This window comes from Photobacterium aquae (genome assembly GCF_001029445.1).
GTDB lineage: Bacteria > Pseudomonadota > Gammaproteobacteria > Enterobacterales > Vibrionaceae > Photobacterium > Photobacterium aquae.
The window spans coordinates 15,780-36,692 of record NZ_LDOT01000051.1; the positions used below are offsets into that span (position 1 = coordinate 15,780).

At 54.0% G+C, this 20,913-nt stretch carries 15 protein-coding genes; 10 read left to right on the forward strand and 5 right to left on the reverse strand.

From position 1 onward, the window contains the following. Positions 1-196: 196 nt before the first annotated feature. Both recB and recD read left to right on the forward strand, forming a co-directional pair. Positions 197-3,823 carry an exodeoxyribonuclease V subunit beta gene (recB, locus tag ABT56_RS21900; RefSeq protein ID WP_420835136.1) on the forward strand — a complete coding sequence of 1,209 codons (3,627 nt, stop codon included), beginning with the start codon at positions 197-199 and terminating at the stop codon, positions 3,821-3,823. Beyond that, positions 3,816-5,927, forward strand: a complete 2,112-nt coding sequence (recD, locus tag ABT56_RS21905) for an exodeoxyribonuclease V subunit alpha (protein WP_047881053.1) — start codon at positions 3,816-3,818, stop codon at positions 5,925-5,927. Before recB ends, recD begins: the two co-directional genes overlap by 8 nt. A gap of 69 nt (positions 5,928-5,996) precedes the next feature. Here recD and argA read toward each other — a convergent pair whose 3' ends face one another. Further along, positions 5,997-7,331, reverse strand: coding sequence for an amino-acid N-acetyltransferase (gene argA, locus ABT56_RS21910; RefSeq protein ID WP_047881054.1), 1,335 nt, complete (start codon positions 7,329-7,331; stop codon positions 5,997-5,999). 211 nt (positions 7,332-7,542) lie between these two features. Between argA and ABT56_RS21915 the strand changes: the two genes are divergently transcribed. The 3 genes from ABT56_RS21915 to tcdA all read left to right on the forward strand — a co-directional run bounded on the left by ABT56_RS21915 (position 7,543) and on the right by tcdA (position 10,178). After that, complete coding sequence (locus ABT56_RS21915; RefSeq protein WP_047881055.1) at positions 7,543-7,959, forward strand: DUF2850 domain-containing protein; 417 nt, start codon at positions 7,543-7,545, stop codon at positions 7,957-7,959. Between the two features lie 245 nt (positions 7,960-8,204). After that, positions 8,205-9,281 (forward strand): murein transglycosylase A, encoded by a 1,077-nt coding sequence (mltA, locus tag ABT56_RS21920; protein ID WP_084722466.1) that lies wholly within the window; start codon positions 8,205-8,207, stop codon positions 9,279-9,281. An 87-nt stretch (positions 9,282-9,368) separates the two neighbouring features. Further along, a complete protein-coding gene (gene tcdA, locus ABT56_RS21925; RefSeq protein WP_047881072.1) occupies positions 9,369-10,178 on the forward strand; it encodes a tRNA cyclic N6-threonylcarbamoyladenosine(37) synthase TcdA in 810 nt (269 codons plus the stop codon). Positions 10,179-10,246: 68 nt separating this feature from the next. Here the strand turns inward: tcdA and csdE are convergent, their stop codons facing one another. Together csdE and csdA are read right to left on the reverse strand one after the other, a co-directional pair. Continuing rightward, positions 10,247-10,675: a cysteine desulfurase sulfur acceptor subunit CsdE gene (gene csdE / locus ABT56_RS21930; protein ID WP_047881056.1), complete on the reverse strand. Its 429-nt coding sequence runs from the start codon at positions 10,673-10,675 to the stop codon at positions 10,247-10,249. A gap of 8 nt (positions 10,676-10,683) precedes the next feature. Next, positions 10,684-11,904: a cysteine desulfurase CsdA gene (csdA, locus tag ABT56_RS21935; protein ID WP_047881057.1), complete on the reverse strand. Its 1,221-nt coding sequence runs from the start codon at positions 11,902-11,904 to the stop codon at positions 10,684-10,686. 377 nt (positions 11,905-12,281) lie between these two features. Between csdA and ABT56_RS21940 the strand changes: the two genes are divergently transcribed. The 5 genes from ABT56_RS21940 to ABT56_RS21960 all read left to right on the forward strand — a co-directional run bounded on the left by ABT56_RS21940 (position 12,282) and on the right by ABT56_RS21960 (position 18,271). Next, positions 12,282-13,217, forward strand: a complete 936-nt coding sequence (locus ABT56_RS21940) for a transcriptional regulator GcvA (RefSeq protein ID WP_047881058.1) — start codon at positions 12,282-12,284, stop codon at positions 13,215-13,217. A 30-nt stretch (positions 13,218-13,247) separates the two neighbouring features. Beyond that, positions 13,248-13,916, forward strand: coding sequence for an alpha/beta family hydrolase (locus ABT56_RS21945; protein ID WP_047881059.1), 669 nt, complete (start codon positions 13,248-13,250; stop codon positions 13,914-13,916). Beyond that, entirely contained in the window at positions 13,909-14,322 is a 414-nt protein-coding gene (locus ABT56_RS21950) for a DUF423 domain-containing protein (protein WP_047881060.1), read from the forward strand. The genes ABT56_RS21945 and ABT56_RS21950 overlap by 8 nt, the downstream gene beginning before the upstream one ends. A gap of 9 nt (positions 14,323-14,331) precedes the next feature. After that, positions 14,332-15,414 (forward strand): 23S rRNA (cytidine(2498)-2'-O)-methyltransferase RlmM, encoded by a 1,083-nt coding sequence (gene rlmM, locus ABT56_RS21955; protein WP_047881061.1) that lies wholly within the window; start codon positions 14,332-14,334, stop codon positions 15,412-15,414. 445 nt (positions 15,415-15,859) lie between these two features. Further along, a complete protein-coding gene (locus tag ABT56_RS21960) occupies positions 15,860-18,271 on the forward strand; it encodes a hypothetical protein (RefSeq protein WP_047881062.1) in 2,412 nt (803 codons plus the stop codon). Between the two features lie 126 nt (positions 18,272-18,397). On the opposite strand, the gene xni is transcribed toward ABT56_RS21960, so the two are convergent. Together xni and ppnN are read right to left on the reverse strand one after the other, a co-directional pair. Further along, the gene (gene xni, locus ABT56_RS21965; RefSeq protein ID WP_157037947.1) at positions 18,398-19,177 is read right to left on the reverse strand and encodes a flap endonuclease Xni; all 780 of its coding nucleotides are present in this window, start codon (positions 19,175-19,177) and stop codon (positions 18,398-18,400) included. A 126-nt stretch (positions 19,178-19,303) separates the two neighbouring features. Continuing rightward, a complete protein-coding gene (gene ppnN, locus ABT56_RS21970; RefSeq protein ID WP_047881064.1) occupies positions 19,304-20,680 on the reverse strand; it encodes a nucleotide 5'-monophosphate nucleosidase PpnN in 1,377 nt (458 codons plus the stop codon). Positions 20,681-20,913 lie beyond the last annotated feature (233 nt).

Here is a 20,913-nt window from a genome sequence, read left to right on the forward strand (position 1 = left end):
GACCACGTTTCTGGCGCAGATACTAACGAATGGCCTCGGGGTAAACTGTGAGAAACGTCTCACAATGGTTTGTGGCCAGTGTGTTTTAGGTACGTAATAAGTGCTTGATCACATTGATGATGTGGCCGAAGCCCCTTGCTGCAACTGATGATGCGATGACATCCGATGACGGGTGGATCAACCAACAAAACAATATTTGGAAAGACAATCCATGGATAACGTGAACGTTGCCAATAAATTACAACCGATGGCCTTCCCGTTGTACGGCGCTAGGCTCATCGAAGCCTCGGCTGGTACGGGGAAGACCTTTACCATTGTGAGTTTGTATCTGCGGCTTTTGCTGGGACATGGCAGTGATCAAACGCGCCATGCAAAGCCGTTGGATGTGGACGAAATTCTGGTGGTGACCTTCACTGAAGCCGCAACCGCAGAGCTGAGAGATCGTATCCGCACGGGGATCAAAGATGCTTATGTCTCTTTTTGCCGTGGTAAGAGCACCGGCTCGTACAAGCAGACTGTCGACACGTTGTTACAAGAGATCCCCGATCACCATATCGCCAAGCAAATATTGCTGGATGCCGAGCGGCGTATGGACGAGGCGGCGATTTATACCATTCATGGTTTCTGCCAGCGGATGCTAACCCAGAATGCTTTCGAGTCAGGCAGTCGCTTCAATAATGAGTTCGTGACCGATGAGAGCCAGCTAAAGAGTTTGGTGGTTGCGGATTACTGGCGGCGGAATTTCTACCATTTGCCTTTTGGTCTGGCGAATGAGGTCAGGCAGCTCTGGTCATCGCCGGCGGCATTGCTGCGCGAATTGGGCAGCAGCCTGACCGGGGCGCCGCTGAAGCTTTCGGTGCCGCCAATGTCGGACTCGCTTGATACGCTTCATCAGGAAAATATGCAGCGGATCGACAGCGTCAAGGTCTTGTGGCGAGAACATGAGGCGGATCTTGAAGCTCTGATTGCCAATTCGGGGATCAACAAGCGCAGCTATACCAAAAAGAGCCTGCCAGCATGGTTGGCTCAGGTCAGCGCGTGGGCGGCCAAGCCAACGCAGGACTACTCCCTGCCTGACAAGCTTGACCGCTTTCATCAGCAGACCCTGATCGAGAAAACGGCCAAGGGCGAGCCGCCCGAGCATCCGGTATTTGTTGCGATTGCTGAATTGCTTGATAGCCCTGCGAACTTACATGATCCGCTGCTGGCGCACGCGATTGAGCAGTGTCGGAGTTTGCTGGCACAGGCCAAGGCCCGTAAAGGCTGGTTGTCGTTTGATGATTTGCTGACTCAATTGTCGGCGGCCATTGATAACGATAGCGATGACCTGCTGGCCGGGCGTATCCGGACACAGTATCCGGTGGCGATGATCGATGAATTCCAGGATACCGATCCGCTGCAGTACAGTATTTTTAGTACGATTTACCGTGATCATGCCGATTGCGGCCTGTTCATGATCGGCGACCCCAAGCAGGCGATCTATGCCTTTCGCGGGGCGGATATTTTCACCTATATCCAAGCACGCCGGCAGGTGACCGATCATTACACCCTTGATACCAACTGGCGCTCGACAGCCGAGATGGTCGGGGCGGTCAATGCGGTCTTTGCCCGCCCAGAGAGCCCGTTTATCTATGATCAGGATATCCAGTTCACGGCGGTTAACCATAGTCCGAAAGCCTCGGAACGCCGTTGGCGGCTGGACAACCAAGATCAACCGGCTTTGACATTCTGGCTGCAGGACAGCGATGACGGTAAACCGATAACCAAAGGGAGTTATCAGGAAACCATGGCTGCTGCGACAGCGGCTCAGATCCAGCATATCCTGACCCAGTCACAGCAGCAATCGGCCTATTTTTGTGATGGCGAGCAGCGCCATATGATCGAAGCGGGTGATATCGCGGTGCTGGTGCGTACCGGCAGTGAAGGCAAGCTGGTTAAGAAGGCCTTGGCCGAACAAGGGATAGCCAGTGTGTATTTGTCTAACCGCGATAGCGTGTTTGCGAGTGCCGAAGCCGGGGATATCCAGCGCTTGCTGCAGGCCGTGCTGACGCCTGAAGACGAACGCGCGCTGCGTGCTGCGCTGGCCTCGAGCCTGTTTGCGCTGACGGCGGTGGAGTTGGATGAGCTGAATAACAGCGAGTCGGCATGGGAAGTGGCGATCAACAGCTTTAAGGGATACCGCAAGCTTTGGTTGTCTCGCGGGGTGATGCCGATGCTGCGCACCGTGATGGCCCAGAACAAAATTGCCGAGCGGCTATTGGCTGACGAAGGGGGCGAGCGCAGGCTGACTGATTTGCTGCATATCGGCGAATTATTGCAGGCGGCAAGCCAGACCCTTGATAGTGATTACGGCCTGCTGCGCTGGTTGGCCGAGAATGTGGCTGAGCCGAACGGCAACGCCGATGATCAGATCCTACGCTTGGAGTCCGAGCGCAATCTGGTCCAGATTGTCACCATCCATAAATCAAAAGGTCTGGAATACGATTTGGTCTTTATGCCTTTTGTCTGCAGTTACCGCGAGGTCGACAGCCGGGTCGAGGTGAAATACCACGATCAGGATGACCACTCGACGGTGCTTGATATTGCCAAGCAGGAAAAGGCCATTGCGTTGGCAGAGCAAGAGCGGCTGGCAGAAGACCTGCGCCTTATTTACGTAGCGCTAACTCGAGCGGTATATGGCTGTTTTGTCGGTATGGCTCCGATTCGTAATGGCCGGAGTACCAAAGAGCCAACCGGTTTGCATCGATCAGCCATTGGCCACTTGGTGCAGGATGGCAAAGAGGGAACCGTCGGCGAACTGACATTGGCCTTGGCCAAATTGGCTGACGAGCAGGCATCGGTAGCGGTTGTTGCGCCGCCAGTGTTACCCGAGTCACCTTGGCAGCCGGTAGATGCGGTAATGCCGGAGCTGGCTCCGTCGATGTTTACCGCTTCTCTGGAGCGTAATTGGTGGATGACCAGCTATTCTAGCTTGGTCAAGCAGGGGCATCAGGCCCACCACGATAGCAGTATGGATCTGCCTGGCTTTGATATTGAGTCGGCTGCTGAAGCCGTGGCTGGCAGTGAGGGGGACTTGGAAGCGCTTGAGCCTGCCCGTTCGATCTACACCTTCCCGCGCGGGGCCCGTCCGGGTACATTCCTGCATACGGTTTTTGAAGAAATTGAATTTACTGCGCCGGTCGATGGTGAGGCAACGACGGCGATACTGACCGACTTGCTGCAAAAAGAGCATTACGATTTGGAGTGGCTGCCGGTGTTGCAGCAGCTGATCCATAATGTGCTGCACTGTGAGCTTGATGGCAAGGGCATGCGGCTGGTGGACAAGACCCCCGCCCAGCGTTTGACCGAAATGGAATTCCTGCTGCCGATCGAGTTGCTGCAGTCGTCGATGCTCAACAAGGTGATTGCCAAGCATGATCCCGTCTCGGCAAAAGCGGGTGAGCTGGGCTTTGCCACGGTCAGCGGCATGCTCAAGGGCTTTATTGACCTGGTTTTCGAGCACGAGGGGAAATATTACGTGCTGGATTGGAAATCCAACCATCTCGGTGATGATCCAGCGGTGTACCGTGGCGAGCAATTGGTTGCCGCCATGCGCGATCACCGCTATGACCTGCAGTACCAAATTTATGCATTGGCCTTGCAGCGTTTCTTGCGTAGCCGTATTCCCGATTATGACTATGAGCGCCATTTTGGCGGTGTTTACTATCTGTTCTTGCGTGGAATGGAAGCCAGTGGCGATAGCGGTATTTTCCATGCACGTCCAACGGCCGAGTTATTGGCAAGTCTAGAACAATTGATTGATGGGGATCCGGTTGATGCTTAAGCGACTACAGAGTCTGGTCAAGCAAGGGGGGCTGCGCCAGCTTGATTATCAATTTGCCAAATTTGTTGCCCAGCGCAGTCCGGGTGAGGATGCGCCGTTGGTTGCACTGGTTGCGGCCTTGGCGAGCCATGAGTTGGGTAAGGGGCATGTCTGCCTGAAGCTGGATCGGGTCAGGGCTGATTCGCTGTTTGGCCTGCCTCCATCGTTATCGGTTGCGCTGCTGGATGGCATGAGTGATCCAACACAGTGGTTGGCGCGGTTGCGTCATGTCGCGGTTGTGAGTGATATGTCGGGGGCTGGGCGTCAGGCAAGGCCACAGGCGACACCGCTTATTCTGCAGGATGGGCGGCTGTACCTTCACCGCTATTGGCATTTTGAACAGTTGGTGGCAGGAAAACTTCAGTCAGCCGCGTTGGCCAATGAAGCCTTTTCGGCCGGGGGCGATATCATGCCGGCGGTGCTCGATATGTTGTTCCCACGAACCTATACCTATTTGTATCAGGCTCTCCGCCAGTTGGACAAAGAGCCGCTATCGGCAGAGCAGGCCCAGCAACAGCGCCAGCGTGAGGTGTGTGACAAGCTTGATGTGGTTTATCCCCAAACGCTTGATTGGGGTTGCATCGATAGAGTGTTGACATCAGCAAGCCGGGCGGAGGAGCTGAAAGAGCTTGATACATTGGTACCAGCTGCGGCCTGCCTGAATTGGCAGAAGGTCGCGGCGGCTGTGGCAATCACCCGCCAGTTCGCGGTGATTTCCGGCGGTCCGGGTACCGGTAAGACCACTACGGTAGCTAAGCTCTTGGCGGCGTTGGTGATGCAGGCTGATCACCGTTCTCAGGGTGACGAGGAGGCAATACCGACGATTAAGCTGGTCGCTCCGACCGGTAAGGCGGCGGCACGTCTGACGGAGTCTATTGGCTTGGCGGTGCAGTCGTTGCCGGTCGACCCCCGTATTCGTGCCTTGATCCCGACCCAGTCCAGTACCTTGCATAGATTATTGGGTGCGGTACCCAATCAGGTTGATTTTCGCCACAACAAGGATAACCCGTTGCACTTGGACGTGCTGGTGGTGGACGAGGCGTCGATGGTGGATTTGTCGATGATGGCACGGTTGCTCGATGCCATGCCGCCGCATGCCAAACTGATCTTGCTCGGCGATAAGGATCAGCTCTCCTCGGTTGAGGCGGGGGCGGTATTGGGGGACATCTGTGCGTTCTCCAAGCAAGGCTACAGCGCCGAGCATGCCCAGCAGTTGAGCCGCCTTACGGGCTACCAGCTAGCCGGTGGCAATGATAGTGGTGTGCTAGTTAGTGCTATCGCTGATAGCCTGTGCATGCTCAGAAAGAGCTATCGTTTCCATGCCGAATCGGGTATCGGGCAGTTGGCAAAAGCCATCAATATGGGTGAGCCGGCCTTGGTCGATCAGGTCTGCACGCGAGGGTACAAAGATATCAAGGTTGCCTCTCTCAGTGCCGACAGCTACAAGGATATGATCCACAAGACGGTGACATTCTACCGAGACTACCTAGATGCCATCGAGCACAAGAAGTCACCGAAAGAGGTACTCGATGCGTTTGCGGCGGTACGCTTGCTGTGTGCGTTGCGCGAGGGGGACTTCGGCGTATCGGGGCTGAACCAGCGGATTGAGCGGGAGCTGGGTCAGATCGGCAAGATCAGCCAGACCGAAGATACGTGGTATGTCGGCCGCCCGGTGATGATCACCCGTAACGATCATGGTCTGGGGCTTTATAATGGCGATATCGGCATTGCGATGATGGATGAAACGGTTGATCCGGCCAAACCTCATATGCGGGTGTTTTTTGATATGCCAGACGGCACGATTCGTAGTGTACTGCCAAGCCGCCTCCCTGAACACGAGACGGTCTATGCGATGACGATCCACAAATCTCAGGGCTCGGAATTTGCCGATACGCTAATGGTTCTCCCTGCGGACTTCTCGCCGATCCTGACCCGTGAGCTGGTTTATACCGGGGTGACCCGTGCCAAGGCCCGCCTGTATCTCTATGCGCAGCCAGAGGTGATTCAGCGCTCGGTCAAGCGGCGCACCGAGCGTGCGAGCGGTCTGGCCGATCTCTTGGGCTGATTGGCTTTTTAGGATGAGAAAACACCAGCTTTGCGGCTGGTGTTTTTGTTTTGGCGGTTGCCGACGAGACTATTTGCCGGCTAGGTTGGTCACGAGGATTTTGGAGCGGCGCTGGAAGTTGTAGAGGGCCTGCTTGGCCATCGGCAGATCATCGACACACGATTCGCAGAAGCCTTGCTCGCGGAACCAGTGCAGGCTGCGGGTGGTGAGGACAAAGAGTTTGTCGAGTCCCATCAACCTTGCTTGTTGCTTGACTTGTTTGAGCAAGATCAGGCCCCGCTCGGCATCGCGGTAGTCGGGGTGGATCGCGACGCAGGCCATCTCCGCCATCTTGTCATCAGGGAACGGGTAGAGGGCGGCGCAGCCGATGATTAACCCGTCACGTTCGATAATGGTAAATTGCTCGACTTCCTGCTCGAGCTGCTCGCGAGAGCGGCGGACCAAGATCCCCTCCTGTTCCAAGGGGCGGATAAGCGCGAGGATCCCGCCGATATCGTCAATGGTTGCACGGCGGACCTGTTCAGCGCTTTCCATGACGATTTGGGTGCCGATGCCATCAAAGGAGAATAGTTCTTGGATTAGGGTGCCGTCACCCTGATAACTGATGAGGTGGCTCCTTGGCACTCCTGCCCGGCAGGCGGTGATAGCCCCGCGTAGGAATCGGCCCGTACCGCAGTCATCGAGTTGCTGGTCGATAAGCTGTTGCAAGGCATGTTCGGCGTCAGACGGGTGCATTTCAGAAATGACCTCCCCGGTGCTGTCCAGTACACCTTGGGCGGAGCAAAAACCGATCAGCTTGTCGGCCTTGAGGCGGATAGCAAGCTGGGTGGCTATTTCCTCGGAGGTGAGGTTGAAGCACTCGCCGGTGACGGAGCTGGCCACTGGGCCAAGCAGGACAATGGCCCGTTGATCGAGCTGGCGGTGGATCCCGTCAATATCGATACGGCGGATTTTCCCGCTGTGGGCATAATCGATGCCGTCATCGACCCCGAGCGGCTGGGCGATGATGAAGTTGCCGCTGATGATGTTGATCTGTGCCCCTGCCATCGGGGTATTGCTCAGTCCCATCGAAAAACGGGCGGTAATATCGAGCTGTAACTGGCCGGCTGCCTGCTTGGCGATTTCCAGCGTGCGTTGGTCAGTGATCCTGACGCCTTTGTGGTAAGGGGTCGGGCAGTGGCATTGCTCTGCCAGCGCGGTGATTTGCGGGCGCGCGCCATACACCAGAACGATACGCAGCCCAAGGCTGTTGAGCAGGGCGATATCGTTGACGATATGGGGGAAATTCGGATGGGCGATAGCTTCCCCACCGAGCATGATAACAATGGTTTTACCCACATGGGCATTGAGGTAGGGCGCAGACTGGCGGAACCCCTTGACGAGTGCGGTGCTTCGTAGTTTCACAATCAACATCCTTGTTGTAGATGTCTAATAATTTATATTTTATGCGCTGCGAGTCAATAATAATTCATCGTGGAGGATCCGGGGGAAAACATGACAAACTGCGAATTTTGGACTGAAGATCTCGTTTGTGGCCTTTGGCGGCGGGGGAAGCCCCACAAGAAAGGGGCTTTCCGGTATAGTCCCCCACAGCATTGTAATCAGCATTTTAACTATGGCACGCCAGACGAAAATACGAATACAGCTCGCGATGGCTTTACGTGGGGGCTTGGCCTCCTTGGTCGTCATTACCTTTGTCATTGCCGCCTACAGCTGCAGCCAACCTAAGACATCAGGGCTCGCACGATCGGATATTTACGGTGTGTGGGTGGAGCAAGATGTCGCCCCCTATGCCGCCGACAGCTTTGAACTACGACCCGCCGGGGTTTTTGTTGGTGGCCGTCAGGTCAGCACGGATTACACCTGGAACGGTCGCGAGCTGGAATATCGCTATGGCAATGAGTTATACCGTTATCATTTGATTGATCAGCAGTTGATTCGTGAGCAGCCAGTTCACTATGTGTCGTCGTTTACCCGTCAGGCCGTGGTAGCGAATCACAGTCTCGTGGTAGGGGCCGTCGCTGGTGGTTGATTGGTCGCTGCTTGAGTGCCCCCCCTTATTTAATGCCTGGTATTTATTATATTCAGTGCTGATAGCATAAAATGCATACTGGCAATGCAGTTAGATTTGCTAACGGCTTGGCCTCCAGACAATCTGCTGACATACTGATTATCCATGCCGTTACAATAGCGGCCAGCTTGAGAGGTAGCGAGAAATGCGCTGGACGCATCTCGGCTTGAGCTGCTTTATAACCCATTATTTTTATAGGATTTTCAGTGTTACGAAAAGCAACGATTGCGCTTTTGGTATTGGGGTTGGCTGGCTGTGCCAGACCGACAGATCGCGGCCAGCAGTACCTTGATGGGGAATTTGATCAGGTTCTCAATCCGGTTTCGACCGTTTCTTCGGACAAGCCTCGTGATTATCATGAGTTCAAGCAGCAGATGGAGCTGGTGCTAGAGCGTTCCCCTTCGATGGCAGCTACTTACCAGTCGCTTTACCGTCAGGTTGAAAACTGGGCCGAGAATAGCGGTGATCCTGCTACGCTGGGTAATTACGGCATCGATCTGGCTCAAATGGGCGGCGGCGACGGTTACGGAAACGTGATGTTTACCGGGTATTTTTCGCCAGTTATCGAACTGCGCCACCAACCTGATGCCACTTACCGTTACCCTGTTTACGCGATGCCTAAGTGTGGTACCTCGTGCCCAAATCGAACGGCGATTTATGCCGGTGCTCTTGATGGACAGGGGCTGGAGCTTGGTTATAGCGCATCAATGCTCGATATCTTCATGATGGAAGTACAGGGCAGCGGCTTTGTCCATTTCGAGGACAATGACCAGCTTCAGTATTTTGCCTACAACGGCAAGAATGGCCATCCGTACGTCAGTATCGGCAAGGTGCTTATCGAGCGTGGCGAGGTGCCGCGCGAGAAAATGTCACTCAAAGCAATTTCCGAGTGGGCTGCCAAGCAAGATGACGCGACCGTGCGTGAATTGCTCGAGCAGAACCCGTCGTTTGTTTTCTTTAAGCCGAGCTCGACCTTGGATGTGATGGGCAGTGCCGGGATCCCGTTGCAGGCCCATGCTGCAGTGGCCGCAGACCGAAAGTACCTGCCGATGGGGTCGGTGCTGTTGGCCGAGGTGCCGCAGTTGGATCGCGAGGGAAAATGGAACGGCAAGCATGTTCTTAAATTGCTGATGGCGCTGGATACCGGTGGTGCAGTGAAGAAAAACCACCTTGACCTCTACCACGGTATGGGGCACGAGGCTGGTATTGATGCGGGTCATTACAAGCACTTCGGCCGGGTTTGGAAGCTGGGTTTGCACGGCTCCCTACCTGCAATGCCTTAGCCTGACACCACTGGACAATTTCCCAAAGAGTGCGTATAAATCGCACTCTTTCTTTATTCAATGTTTGACTCAGAGCGCGGAAAGCCCATGCGAGAATTAGAGACCCCAGCATCAGACAACTACAACCAGCGTTTTGGCGGCACCCGCCGTCTGTACGGCAACAGTGAAGTGGAGGTTCTGCGTGCTGCGCATGTGTGCGTGATCGGGATTGGCGGCGTGGGTTCATGGGCGGCGGAAGCGTTGGCCCGTTCGGGGATCGGCGAACTAACCCTGATTGATATGGATGATGTCTGCGTGACCAACATCAACCGTCAGATCCATGCAATGAGCGGCACTGTCGGCCAGAGCAAAATTGAAGTGATGGCTGAGCGGATCAAGCTGATTAACCCCGAGTGTCAGGTTAATTTGATCGATGACTTTATTACCCCGGAAAATATCCCGCAGTATATCGACAGCCGTTATGACTATATTTTAGATGCTATCGACAGCATGAAGCCGAAAGCGGCGTTGCTGGCGTACTGCAAGAGCAACAAGCTCAAGGTGATCACCACCGGTGGGGCGGGAGGCCAAATGGATCCGACCCAAATTCAGATCACCGACCTGACCAAGACGATTCAGGACCCGTTGGCCAAGAAGCTGCGCGATACCCTGCGCCGTCACCATAATTTCCCTAAGAACCCGAAGCGCAAGTTCGGTATTGATTGCGTGTTTTCGACCGAGCAGCTCAAGTACCCGCAGGCCGACGGCAGCGTGTGCAATGCCAAGGCGTCGGCGGAAGGGCCGAAGCGAATGGATTGTGCCAGCGGTTTCGGCGCGGCGACGATGGTGACCGCGACCTTCGGTTTTGTCGCTGTGTCGCGTATTTTGCAAAAGCTGATTGAAAAGCACCTGCGCTAATACGTCGATGTCTTTGATAAAAAAAGCGAGAACCAATGGTTCTCGCTTTTTTTTGATCAGCTTGCCGCTTAGGCTGCGGCGATAACTTTGATTTGCTCGACAATGGCCTTGAGTCCGTTGCCACGCGATGGGCTGAGGTGGGCTAGCAGCCCGAGGCTGTCAAAGTAGCCGTCGATGTCGAACTCGCGGATTTGTGCCGCGCTCTTGCCGTCATAGGCCGCAAGGACCAAGGTGATCAGGCCGCGGACGATTCGGGCATCCGAATCGGCAGCGAAGCGGAATACCTCGCCTTCTTGCTGGTGGGCCAGCCAGACTTGGCTTTCGCAGCCGCTGACCTTGAGCTGGTCTTGCTTGTATTGCTCCGGTAGTGCAGGTAGTTGCTTGCCGAGCTGGATCACCGTGCGGTAGCGGTCTTCCCAGCCATTGGCTGCTTGCATTTGGGCAATGATCTGCTCAGTGGTGATGGTTGTGCCAAAAGGGTGGCTAGGCAAAGTCATGGTGGCTCCTAGAGCAGGCTGCAGGCTTTGTGCAGGGCTGCAATAAATTGATCGATATCTTGCTCGGTATTGTACAGGGCAATGGACACCCGCAGGGTTCCGCTGACACCCAGCGCATCCATCATCGGATGGGCACAGTGGTGGCCGGCTCGCAGTGCGACGCCCTGCTGGTCGAGCAAGGTGGCGATATCCTGGTGGTGGACACCGTCGACGACAAAAGAGAAAAGGCTGGTATCGGGCTGCAGGCCGAGGATGCGTAGGTCATCAATCGCGCTGATACCGTCAATCGCACGTTGGCGCAGGGCATGGATATGTTGCTCGGCCGCGGTGCGGTCTTGTTCCTCAAGCCAGCGGATAGCTGCCGCCATGGCGAGGCTGCCCGCGACATTGGGTGTACCGGCTTCGAACTTGCCCGGCAGTTGGGAATAGGTCGTACCGTCGAACGAGACTTTTTCAACCATTTTGCCACCGCCATGCCAAGGCGGCATGGTTTCAAGCAATGCCCGCTTGCCATAAAGCGCCCCGATACCGGTAGGGGCAAAGATTTTATGGCCGGAGAACACGTAGAAGTCGGCATCGAGCGCCTGAACATCGACTGGCTCGTGCGCCACGGCCTGGGCACCGTCGATGACGGCAATCGCGCCGGCACGGTGGGCTGCCTCGATGATCGCTTCGATGGGGTGGCGGGTGCCGGTGACGTTACTGACATGGGCCACCGCGACGATCTTGGTGCGCGGGCCGAGCAGCTCGGCAAAGGCGGTCATATCCAATGTGCAGTCGGGTAGCATCGGGATTTTTAAGACCTTAGCCCCGGTTTGCTCGGCGACCATTTGCCACGGCACGATATTGGCATGGTGCTCCATTTCGCTGACCAGGATCTCATCGCCTGGTTGCAAAGTGCTGCGGGCATAGGATTGGGCGATAAGGTTGAGGGCTTCTGTCGCCCCTCGGGTCCAGATCACCTCTTTGCTGTCACTGGCATTGATGAATGCACGGACAACCTCGCGTGCCTGCTCGAACTGGGTCGTGGCCGATGCCGTTAAACTGTGGCTGCCGCGATGGACATTGGCGTTCTGGCTACTGTAGTAGTGGCGGATGGTATCGATGACTGCATGCGGTTTCTGGGTGGTCGCCGCGCTGTCGAGATAAACCAGCGGTTGGCCGTTACTTTGTTGGTCCAAGGCAGGAAATTGCTGGCGGATCGCATTGATATCAAAGTGGGCAGTCATGATGGGTCACATTGCTGTTGAACAAGGGGGGAGATCATGCTGTGAAAATCCGGCTAGGGCAAGTATTTCTCCCGCTAGATATCAGTATGGTGGTTTAGCGGATAAAAAAAAGCACCGCGACAAAGCGCAGTGCCAAGCATGATTTTGACAGACAGGTCAAAAATACAGGAAGTAAAATTGGTAGATTGACTACCTATCCGGCACAACCCGGATAATATGCAAACACAACATCGCAACTAAGTGTGGGGGCCATTTGCCTGAGGGCAGAAAAACTTGGTCCAGCTCACCGTTGCGGGGCAAATCATAGGGTTTATGTAGCACTAGAACAATCGACATTTTATAATCTTTACTATAAAAAAAACTAATGAAGGAAAAGTATGTCTAGACGTCTCCCTCCGCTTAATTCTCTCAAGGTGTTTGAAGCGGCCGCCAGACACCTCAGCTTCACCCGTGCAGCCGAGGAGTTATTTGTCACACAAGCTGCTGTAAGCCACCAGATCAAAGCTCTTGAGGAGTTTTTGGGGTTGAAGTTGTTTCGTCGCAGAAACCGTTCTTTGCTGCTTACCGAGGAGGGGCAAAGTTACTTTTTGGATATCAAAGACATCTTTTCAGCCATCTCTGATGCGACCGACAAGGTTTTGGAACGAGGCGCGAAAGGGGCGTTAACCATTAGTTTACCTCCTAGTTTTGCTATTCAGTGGCTGGTACCAAGGCTGGCCGATTTCAACGAGCAGCACCCTGATATCGACGTCAGGATCAAGGCGGTGGATCTGGACGAGGGCTCGCTGACCGAAGATGTGGATGTCGCTATTTATTATGGCCGTGGTAATTGGCCGGGGTTGCGTGCCGATAAGCTCTATCAGGAATTCTTGCTGCCGGTCTGTTCGCCGATGCTGCTCAATGGCACCAAGCCTCTGCGCACCCTTGATGATCTCAAGTTCCATACCCTGCTTCACGATACCTCCCGCAAGGAGTGGAAGAACTATGTTCGCCACCACGGTATTGAAGGCACTAATGTCAATCAGGGGCCGATTTTCAGTCATTCGACGATGGTGCTGCAGGCGGCTGCGCACGGTCAGGGTATTGCATTGGGTAACAACGTACTGGCCCAGCCTGAGCTTGAGGCCGGTCGCTTGGTGTGCCCGTTCGACGAAGTGCTGATGAGCAAGAATGCCTTTTATATTGTCTGCCAAGAGCGTCAGGCCGATACCGGGCGGATCCAGATTTTCCGTGATTGGGTGCTGGCCAAAGCGGCCAGAGAGCAGGAAGACATGCCTGATGTGGAAGGGCAGGATGCGGCCCCGATGGTCTAATGCGGGCGGTGAGTATGAGGGGGAGAGCTGATGTCTGAATATCTGATTGATTTGCCGGAAAGTGGAGACTACTGCGCGACATTTTTGTTTGCCCACGGGGCGGGGGCGGGTATGGAGCATGCCTTTATGGCGGCAATGGCCGGCCATCTTGCGGCCCGCGGGATCCGGGTGGTCCGGTTTGATTTTCCTTATATGGTCAAGCGCCGGGAGGATGGCAAGAAGCGCCCGCCTGACCGCCAGCCGAAATTGCTGCTCGACTTTCAGCGCCATATTGCCGCTTTCGCCGGAGAAGGGCGCCTGGTGATTGGCGGCAAGTCGATGGGCGGGCGAATGGCAAGCCTGATGGCCAGCGATGAGGCTGATGCGGCGCCCGATGTGGTGAACTGCCGTGAGCAGATTGCCGGGGTCGCCTGCCTGGGGTTCCCGCTCCATCCGCCCGGCAAGCCGGAGAACTTCCGTGGTGATCATCTGCAACAGGCGTGCGTGCCTACCCTGATCCTGCAGGGGGAGCGTGATACGTTCGGCACCCGGCCTGAAGTGGAAGGCTGGCATTTTTCCTCTGCCGTCGAGGTGGCTTTCCTGCCTGACGGGGATCACGGCTTTAAGCCGCGCAAGGCATCGGGGTATACCGAGGCCGGAAATATCGAGGCTGCCGCTGAGCGGCTGGCATCTTTTATCAAGGAGTGTTGCGATGGCTAGTTCACAGACGGTATTGCCGCCGGCTAGTCGCTTAACCGGGCGTATTTTGTTGGTGTTTTCCGCCTTGAGCGGGGCGGTGACTGTCGGGCTGGGGGCGTTTGCTGCTCATGGCCTCAAGGGAAGCCTCTCTCCTTATTTGCTCGGGGTTTTTGAAACTGGGGTCCAGTATCAGGCCTGGCATAGCTTGGCGATGCTGGCTTGCGTAATATTGTCACGCATTCTTGGATCAAAACAGGTATTATACGCAGCCTTATTTTTTGCCGTCGGGATTGTGTTCTTCAGCGGCAGCCTGTATGCCTTGGCGCTGACCGGGATCAAGTGGTTTGGTCCTATTACCCCGATGGGGGGCGTCTGTTTTATTATTGGCTGGGTGGTATTAGCAATAGCTGCCTGGCGATCATCTTGAGGATAGAAAGTGAATCACGTTCTATTTTACTGTCGTCCCGGTTTCGAGAAGGAATGTGCCGGAGAAGTTCAAGACAAAGCCAACGCATTGGAGTTGTTTGGCTTTCCGCGCGTCAAGAGCAACACTGGTTATGTGCTGTTTGAATTCTACCAGCAGGGTGATGCGGATACTTTTATCCAGAAGCAGCCTTATTCAGAGCTGATCTTTGCCCGCCAGATGATGGCGGTGAACCCGTTGCTGGAAAACTTGCCATCGGATGATCGTATTTCCCCGATCTTGGATGCGGTGGTTGATTTTCCTCGTTGTGGTGATCTGCGCGTGGAAACGCCGGATACCAACGAAGCCAAAGAGCTGTTGAAGTTCTGCCGTAAGTTCACAGTGCCATTGCGTCAGGCGATGCGTGGCAAAGGGATTCTTTATAATAAAGACAACCCGAAAAAGCCGGTTTTGCATTTGTGTTTTATTGCACCGGGTTGCTGTTATGTCGGTTACTCCTATAGCCACAACAATTCCCAGTTTTTCATGGGGATCCCGCGCCTGAAGTTCCCTGCTGACGCGCCGAGCCGTTCGACGCTCAAGCTGGAGGAGGCTTTCCATGTCTTTATCCCGCGCGAAGAGTGGGATGAGCGTTTGGCGTCAGGCATGTGGGGCGTTGATCTGGGCGCTTGCCCGGGTGGTTGGACTTACCAGTTGGTGAAGCGTTCGATGTTCGTCCACGCGATCGACAACGGCCAGATGGCACAGAGCCTGATGGATACCGGTCAGGTGAAACACCACGAGGTAGACGGCTTCAAGTTCGAGCCGCCGCGCAAGAATGTCACTTGGATTGTGTGTGATATGGTTGAAAAGCCAGCTCGCGTTGCTCACCTGATGGGTGACTGGCTGATCAAGGCATGGGCCAAAGAGGCGATTTTCAACCTCAAGCTGCCGATGAAAGGCCGCTATGACGAAGTGCTGCAGGATATCGAGAACCTGAAACTGTACCTGATCCAGAACGGGGTGAAGTTCAAGTTGCAGGCCAAGCACCTTTACCATGACCGTGAGGAAATTACGGTTCATATCCAGCGTTTGGATAACCGCTCGCCACACTAAGTGTGACTGCACCATAATATGAATATAAAAAGGTCGCCAAGGCGGCCTTTTTTATTTTCAGCCCTAAACCACCTACTTCATTAGGTAGTCATTTACCTTGCAAAGTTATGCGCCATTGTCTGTGCCACGGTAATAATGTGCACTCGCTTCCAGTTATGTTTCGGTGGAGTTATTGTGGTTTTAATTTGTGAATAAGCATCACATTACCTTGCCCCTCTCTTTTTTGATTCTCAAATAACATGCATTAATATGCTCTCACTCAATAGTTAAGAGCTTGAATATCCTGCGCTATATGTAGCGTGGGTGGGTATTTATTGCCTTTTTTCCTGCTGAGGCGCATCTGCATGGCATGCGTGAATATATTATTTGAAGTTATATCCGACTATATCGATAGGGCCGCTTGTTATATTGAAATAAGCGGGGGGTTAAAAGGAATCCAATCGCAATGAAAATTAAAAATAAAGTGAGCAAGCTTTCGCTGTTGGCGGTGTCAATCATGGCATCAGGCATGGCCAATGCTAGCCAGAGCCAGCCTGAATACATTGAGATCATGAATGATACCGCGCGTAAGATTGAAGCGCGTTTGGCTGAGTTGAACCAGTTTGCTGTGTCGCCAGATTACCTGTACACCATTGACCAAGTAGATTTCCCTGCGTCACACGTACCGGCTTTCAGCAACGGTAAGTACTTGTCTATCAATGGCATTGTCTATCCTGTGACGACGGATAATACGGTATCGGCACCGATGCGCCATTGGTCGGACGAAAGTGCGATGCGCAACCTGTTCAGCTTCTTGGGTGATGAGTGGGAGTTGAGCTGGTACCAAGGCGGTATCACTATCGTGAATAAGAAATTTGGTAATTACGATTATGGCAACGGTTGTTTGCTTGAGTATTACCCGATGGCAGATCATATTCCGGGTGAATACATCAATAAAGATTACGGCCTAGTGCGTGAACTAGAAACGTGTTTCGACAATTCAATGGGTGAGCGCCCAGTCTATGAAGCCGAGCGTGTGAACCCTCACCACTTTGCGGTGCATGCACAATATGCCAACTTCATTGCTTTGGAAGATTACAAGAACCAGCTGATTGCCGCACACTCACCACGTTCTGAGTATGGAAAAATCGCCAACCCGGTAATTGGTTTTTACGATCAGAAGACAGGGCAAACCGATAAAATTACCGCGATCAGCAAAGGTCGTCCGTACACCACGATTAACGATATCCGTCGTCATGGCGAACAATTATATGTATCGGCAGTAACGGCACACAACCGTGTTGATATTTTCGATATTGAAACGAAAGAATACCAATATTCTCTGGGTATTAACCTAGAGGGTGCGGCGAAAATTGCGGTATCGGATCAATACGTATTGGTGAGCGGCAAGAAAGGTATTGCGGTTTACCACAATGTGACGGCTGAAAAACACGAAATTAAAGATGTGAAGCCGTTTGCTTATTTGGCAAATAACGGTGCGCACAGCCTAGAGCTGCTGGGTAACAAACTGCTGGCAGCATCAAGCACCGGTTATGCGGTTTATGATTTGGCTTCACTGTCTGAAGGTCAAATGCAAAAAGCCATGGTGGAAGCACCGGTAGGCTTTGCCACGATTGATGTGAAAGGCAACCAGCTGATCGCAAAACAAAGCCAGCGCGTGGCGATGTATGACATCGATAAATTCATCGCTGACGGTTACCGTTTCAAAGAAGCGGCACAAGCGGTGTACCAAGTGGACGGTCAGCACCTGAGCGCGAAAGATTTGCTACTGACAGATCACGGCTTCGTGACCTTGACTGACTCTGTGACGACCCATGTACATACCATCAATGCGGTGACGTTCACGCCAAACGTGTCTGTACCTGAAGCGGCATTGACCTTCTCGGCACTGCCTGCAGAAGCGACCGTGACCTCTGTGCTGCAAGACGGTGAAGGTGCCAGCGTACTTTCTCTGGTGGCGAACACCCGCTCTATGCTGAACGTACGTCTGCTAGATCGTGATACAGTGGAAATCACCAACTTCACGGAAGTGGACATGGCCAATGTGGCGTTGGATATCACGGCGCAAAACCAGTACAACTGGGCACGTTTGGGCCAGCTTGATCGCCTGCCTGCTCATACGCGTATTGTGCTACCAATCACTGCACTGAATGCCGACAAGCGTTTTAACACGGTAGATGGCAGCGGCGTGTACGACTACAGCGGCATGCTAGAAACCATGCAAGGCGTGAGCGGTGCCTATGGCCACGAAGGGACACAAAACATCTTCACATCACGCTTTAGCACTACCACGGAGCATCCGTTGTTGGACAAGCTAGCAGCGATCACGGCAAACTGGGACATCGAGTTCACTGACCGTACCATCTTCGATACACAAGAAGTGGAGTGGGATGCCAACAGCGCGAAGCGTCACATGGAACTGCTGACGAACATGGCTTACATCATGTCGAGCGATGCCTTCAAGCAGAAGCTGATGAACTACAAAGCAACGTATGGCCATGACATGCAGGTTGGCAATGTTGTGTTTAACACCGAACGCGCTTATACCAACTTTTTGTCCGTGACATTGGGTGAAAACGGTTTCACGAACTTCCGTAAAGCGGAAGATTTCCAGAATCCGTATGGCATCGTTGGCCGTCGTGGCACCATGTTTGGCCTGTCAGATGAAGAGTTGGATCGTATTGACCGTGGTGATCTAAACCGTTTTGCCCATTATATGGCTGAGCAGATCTCACGTAACTACTTCTTTGACTGTACGCCAACACCGTGTACGTGGAAAGAGCAGCATCTGGCTAAGCTGATCATGGATGTGATGACAGAGCTGACAGATGCCGGTGATCTGCCTTACCACCAGTAAGCGCGTCATCACCGCATAAAACAAAGCATAGCGAGTTGTTCCCTCGCACAAAAAAGCCACTCTTCGGAGTGGCTTTTTTCGTTACGGGAGACGCGGTATCTCCGTGCTCTTTCCAGTATGTGTCGATCAGGCTTCTGTGGGCTGATAGCGAATGTCTTGCAGGTTGAAGCCCAGTGTCAGGTCGGTTTTTAGGCTGGCGACCTGTTTGCAGGCAATAGCGCTGTCACGGTGTGCCTCGATTTTCTTTTGCCATTTAGCAGGCAGATCGTCGGCGGCCAGAATCACTTCCAAAGAAGGATAGAGGCTCAGCAGTTCGGCGGCCGCTTTCGGGCCGATACCCGGCACCCCCGGGATCTTGCTGGAGTTGATCCCCGCCAGTCCCCAGTAATCGGTCAGTTGTTCGGGTTTTACCCCAAATTCTTTTTCAATGAACGGGCTGTCGAGCCAGCGCTCTTGGAAGTAATCACGAATACGCAAAGTCGGCTGGAGCAACTGGCAGTAGCCTTTATCGGTCGAAATAATGGTGACCTGCTCGCCGCGTGAAGCGACTTTGAGGGCCAGTGTCGCCACTAAATCATCCGCTTCATCGCCGTCGGACAGCAGGGAATCAATGCCCATGTCCATAAAGGCATCTTGAATAATCTCCATCCCCGCGTGCAGCGCATCCGGCATCGGCTTGCGGCCTTCTTTGTAGTTTGGCAGCAGTTCGGCTCGCCAGCCGCGATCGTCACCGTGGTGATCGAACACCGCCACAATGTGGGTCGGTTGGCTGAGGTTGATGATCTTGTGTAGGGCTTGGCAGCAGACTTTGGCGGTGTTGGCTATATCGGCATCGTTGTGCTGTGCCGCATGGACCCGGCGGATCAGGTTGAGGGCATCAATAATGACAAGGTGGATTGAAGACATAGCGTTAACCGTATAGCGAGTAAAAAAATAAAGGGCATGCATATCAAGCGTTTCATATCACTTGAGATGCGGCCCTTTATTGTACGCATACTTAGCGGGAAGTAACACCGCCGATATCAGTCGCGCTTATTTTCCGTTGGTCTGATGATTTGTGATGATTTCGTAGCAGGGCTCGTACGTTGAGCCTGGTAATTTCATTCGCTGCTGGTCGACAAATTGCTTGAGCAGCTTGTCCATCCGTTTCATCAATGCACTATCGCCGTTGATTTGGAAACGCCCCCTGCGTTCTATTTCGCGGATGCCTTCTTCCTTCACGTTGCCCGCGACGATGCCTGAGAACGCACGGCGTAGGTTAGCGGCCAAATGCTCTGGGCGTTGCTTCATGTGCAGGTCAAGGCTGGCCATTGATTCATGGGTGGGTTCGAACGGCAGTTGGAACTCCGGCGGAATGTTGAGTGACCAGTTGAAGCTGTAGGCGTCGCCCGTAGCGAGGCGGTGCTCCTTGACCATCGGCATCGCCGATTTCATCACCCGGGCGACTTTTGCCGGATCATCGATGATGATCTGGTAGTGGCGGGTGGCGGCTTCGCCAAGGGTATCGCGGATGAAGCTGTCGAGGGTACGGAAATACGGTTCGCTTTCCTTCGGCCCGGTGAGCACCAGTGGCATGGGTTGTTCGGCATTGGCTGGTTCCATTAGGATCCCGAGAATATACAGAAGCTCCTCGGCCGTACCGGCCCCGCCCGGGAAGATGATGATCCCGTGACCGAGGCGGACAAATGCCTCGAGGCGCTTTTCGATATCAGGCAGGATCACCAGCTCGTTGACGATAGGGTTGGGGGGCTCGGCGGCGATAATAGAGGGTTCGGTCAGGCCGATAAAACGGTTGTTGCGGTAACGTTGCTTGGCGTGGCCGATGGCCGCCCCCTTCATTGGCCCTTCCATTGCTCCCGGGCCACAGCCGGTACAGACGTTGAGCTCGCGCAGCCCGAGTTCGTTGCCGACCTCGCGGGTGTACTGGTATTCGACAGGGTTGATGGAGTGCCCGCCCCAGCAGACCACGATGTTTGGATCTTCACCTGAGCGAACGGTTTTGGCATTGCGCAATACGCTGAACACAAAGTTGGTGATGTGGGGGGAACTAGTCAGGTTGATGTCTTTGCGTTGTTGGACGTGCATATTGACGTAGACGATATCACGCAGCACCGCGAACATGTGTTCTTGGATCCCACGGATAATTTTCCCATCGACAAAGGCATGCTCTGGCGGGTTCATCAGCTCAAGTTTGATCCCGCGCTCGCGGCGCATTACGTTGACATCGAAGCTCTTGTGCTGTTCTAGCAGTTCTTTGGAGTTATCGGTGTGGCTGCCCGAATTGAGCACGGCGAGCGAGCAGTTGCGGTATAGCCGATAGATTTCGCTGCTGGCGGTGGCCTTGAGTAGATCGACCTCATGTTGAGACAGCAGATCCATAGCCCCGACAGGACTGATATGTGTGATCATGGTTACCTCCCTGGTCATGACAAGGCGGCAGTAGCCACAAGTCTATTCAGCGTAGGAAGAAAGGCGGGCCCTGCCGGAAGAAAGCAGAAGGTAGGTATTGGGTACATTCTGTTTCTGTGCGATCAGCCAGAGCTCGATGGTGGATGGTTTGGTTGAGATATGATCGATAAGTGGCTGATATAAATACAACCATACACAGAATTGGTGATTTTTTCCAGTTCCGGGCTCGCAGA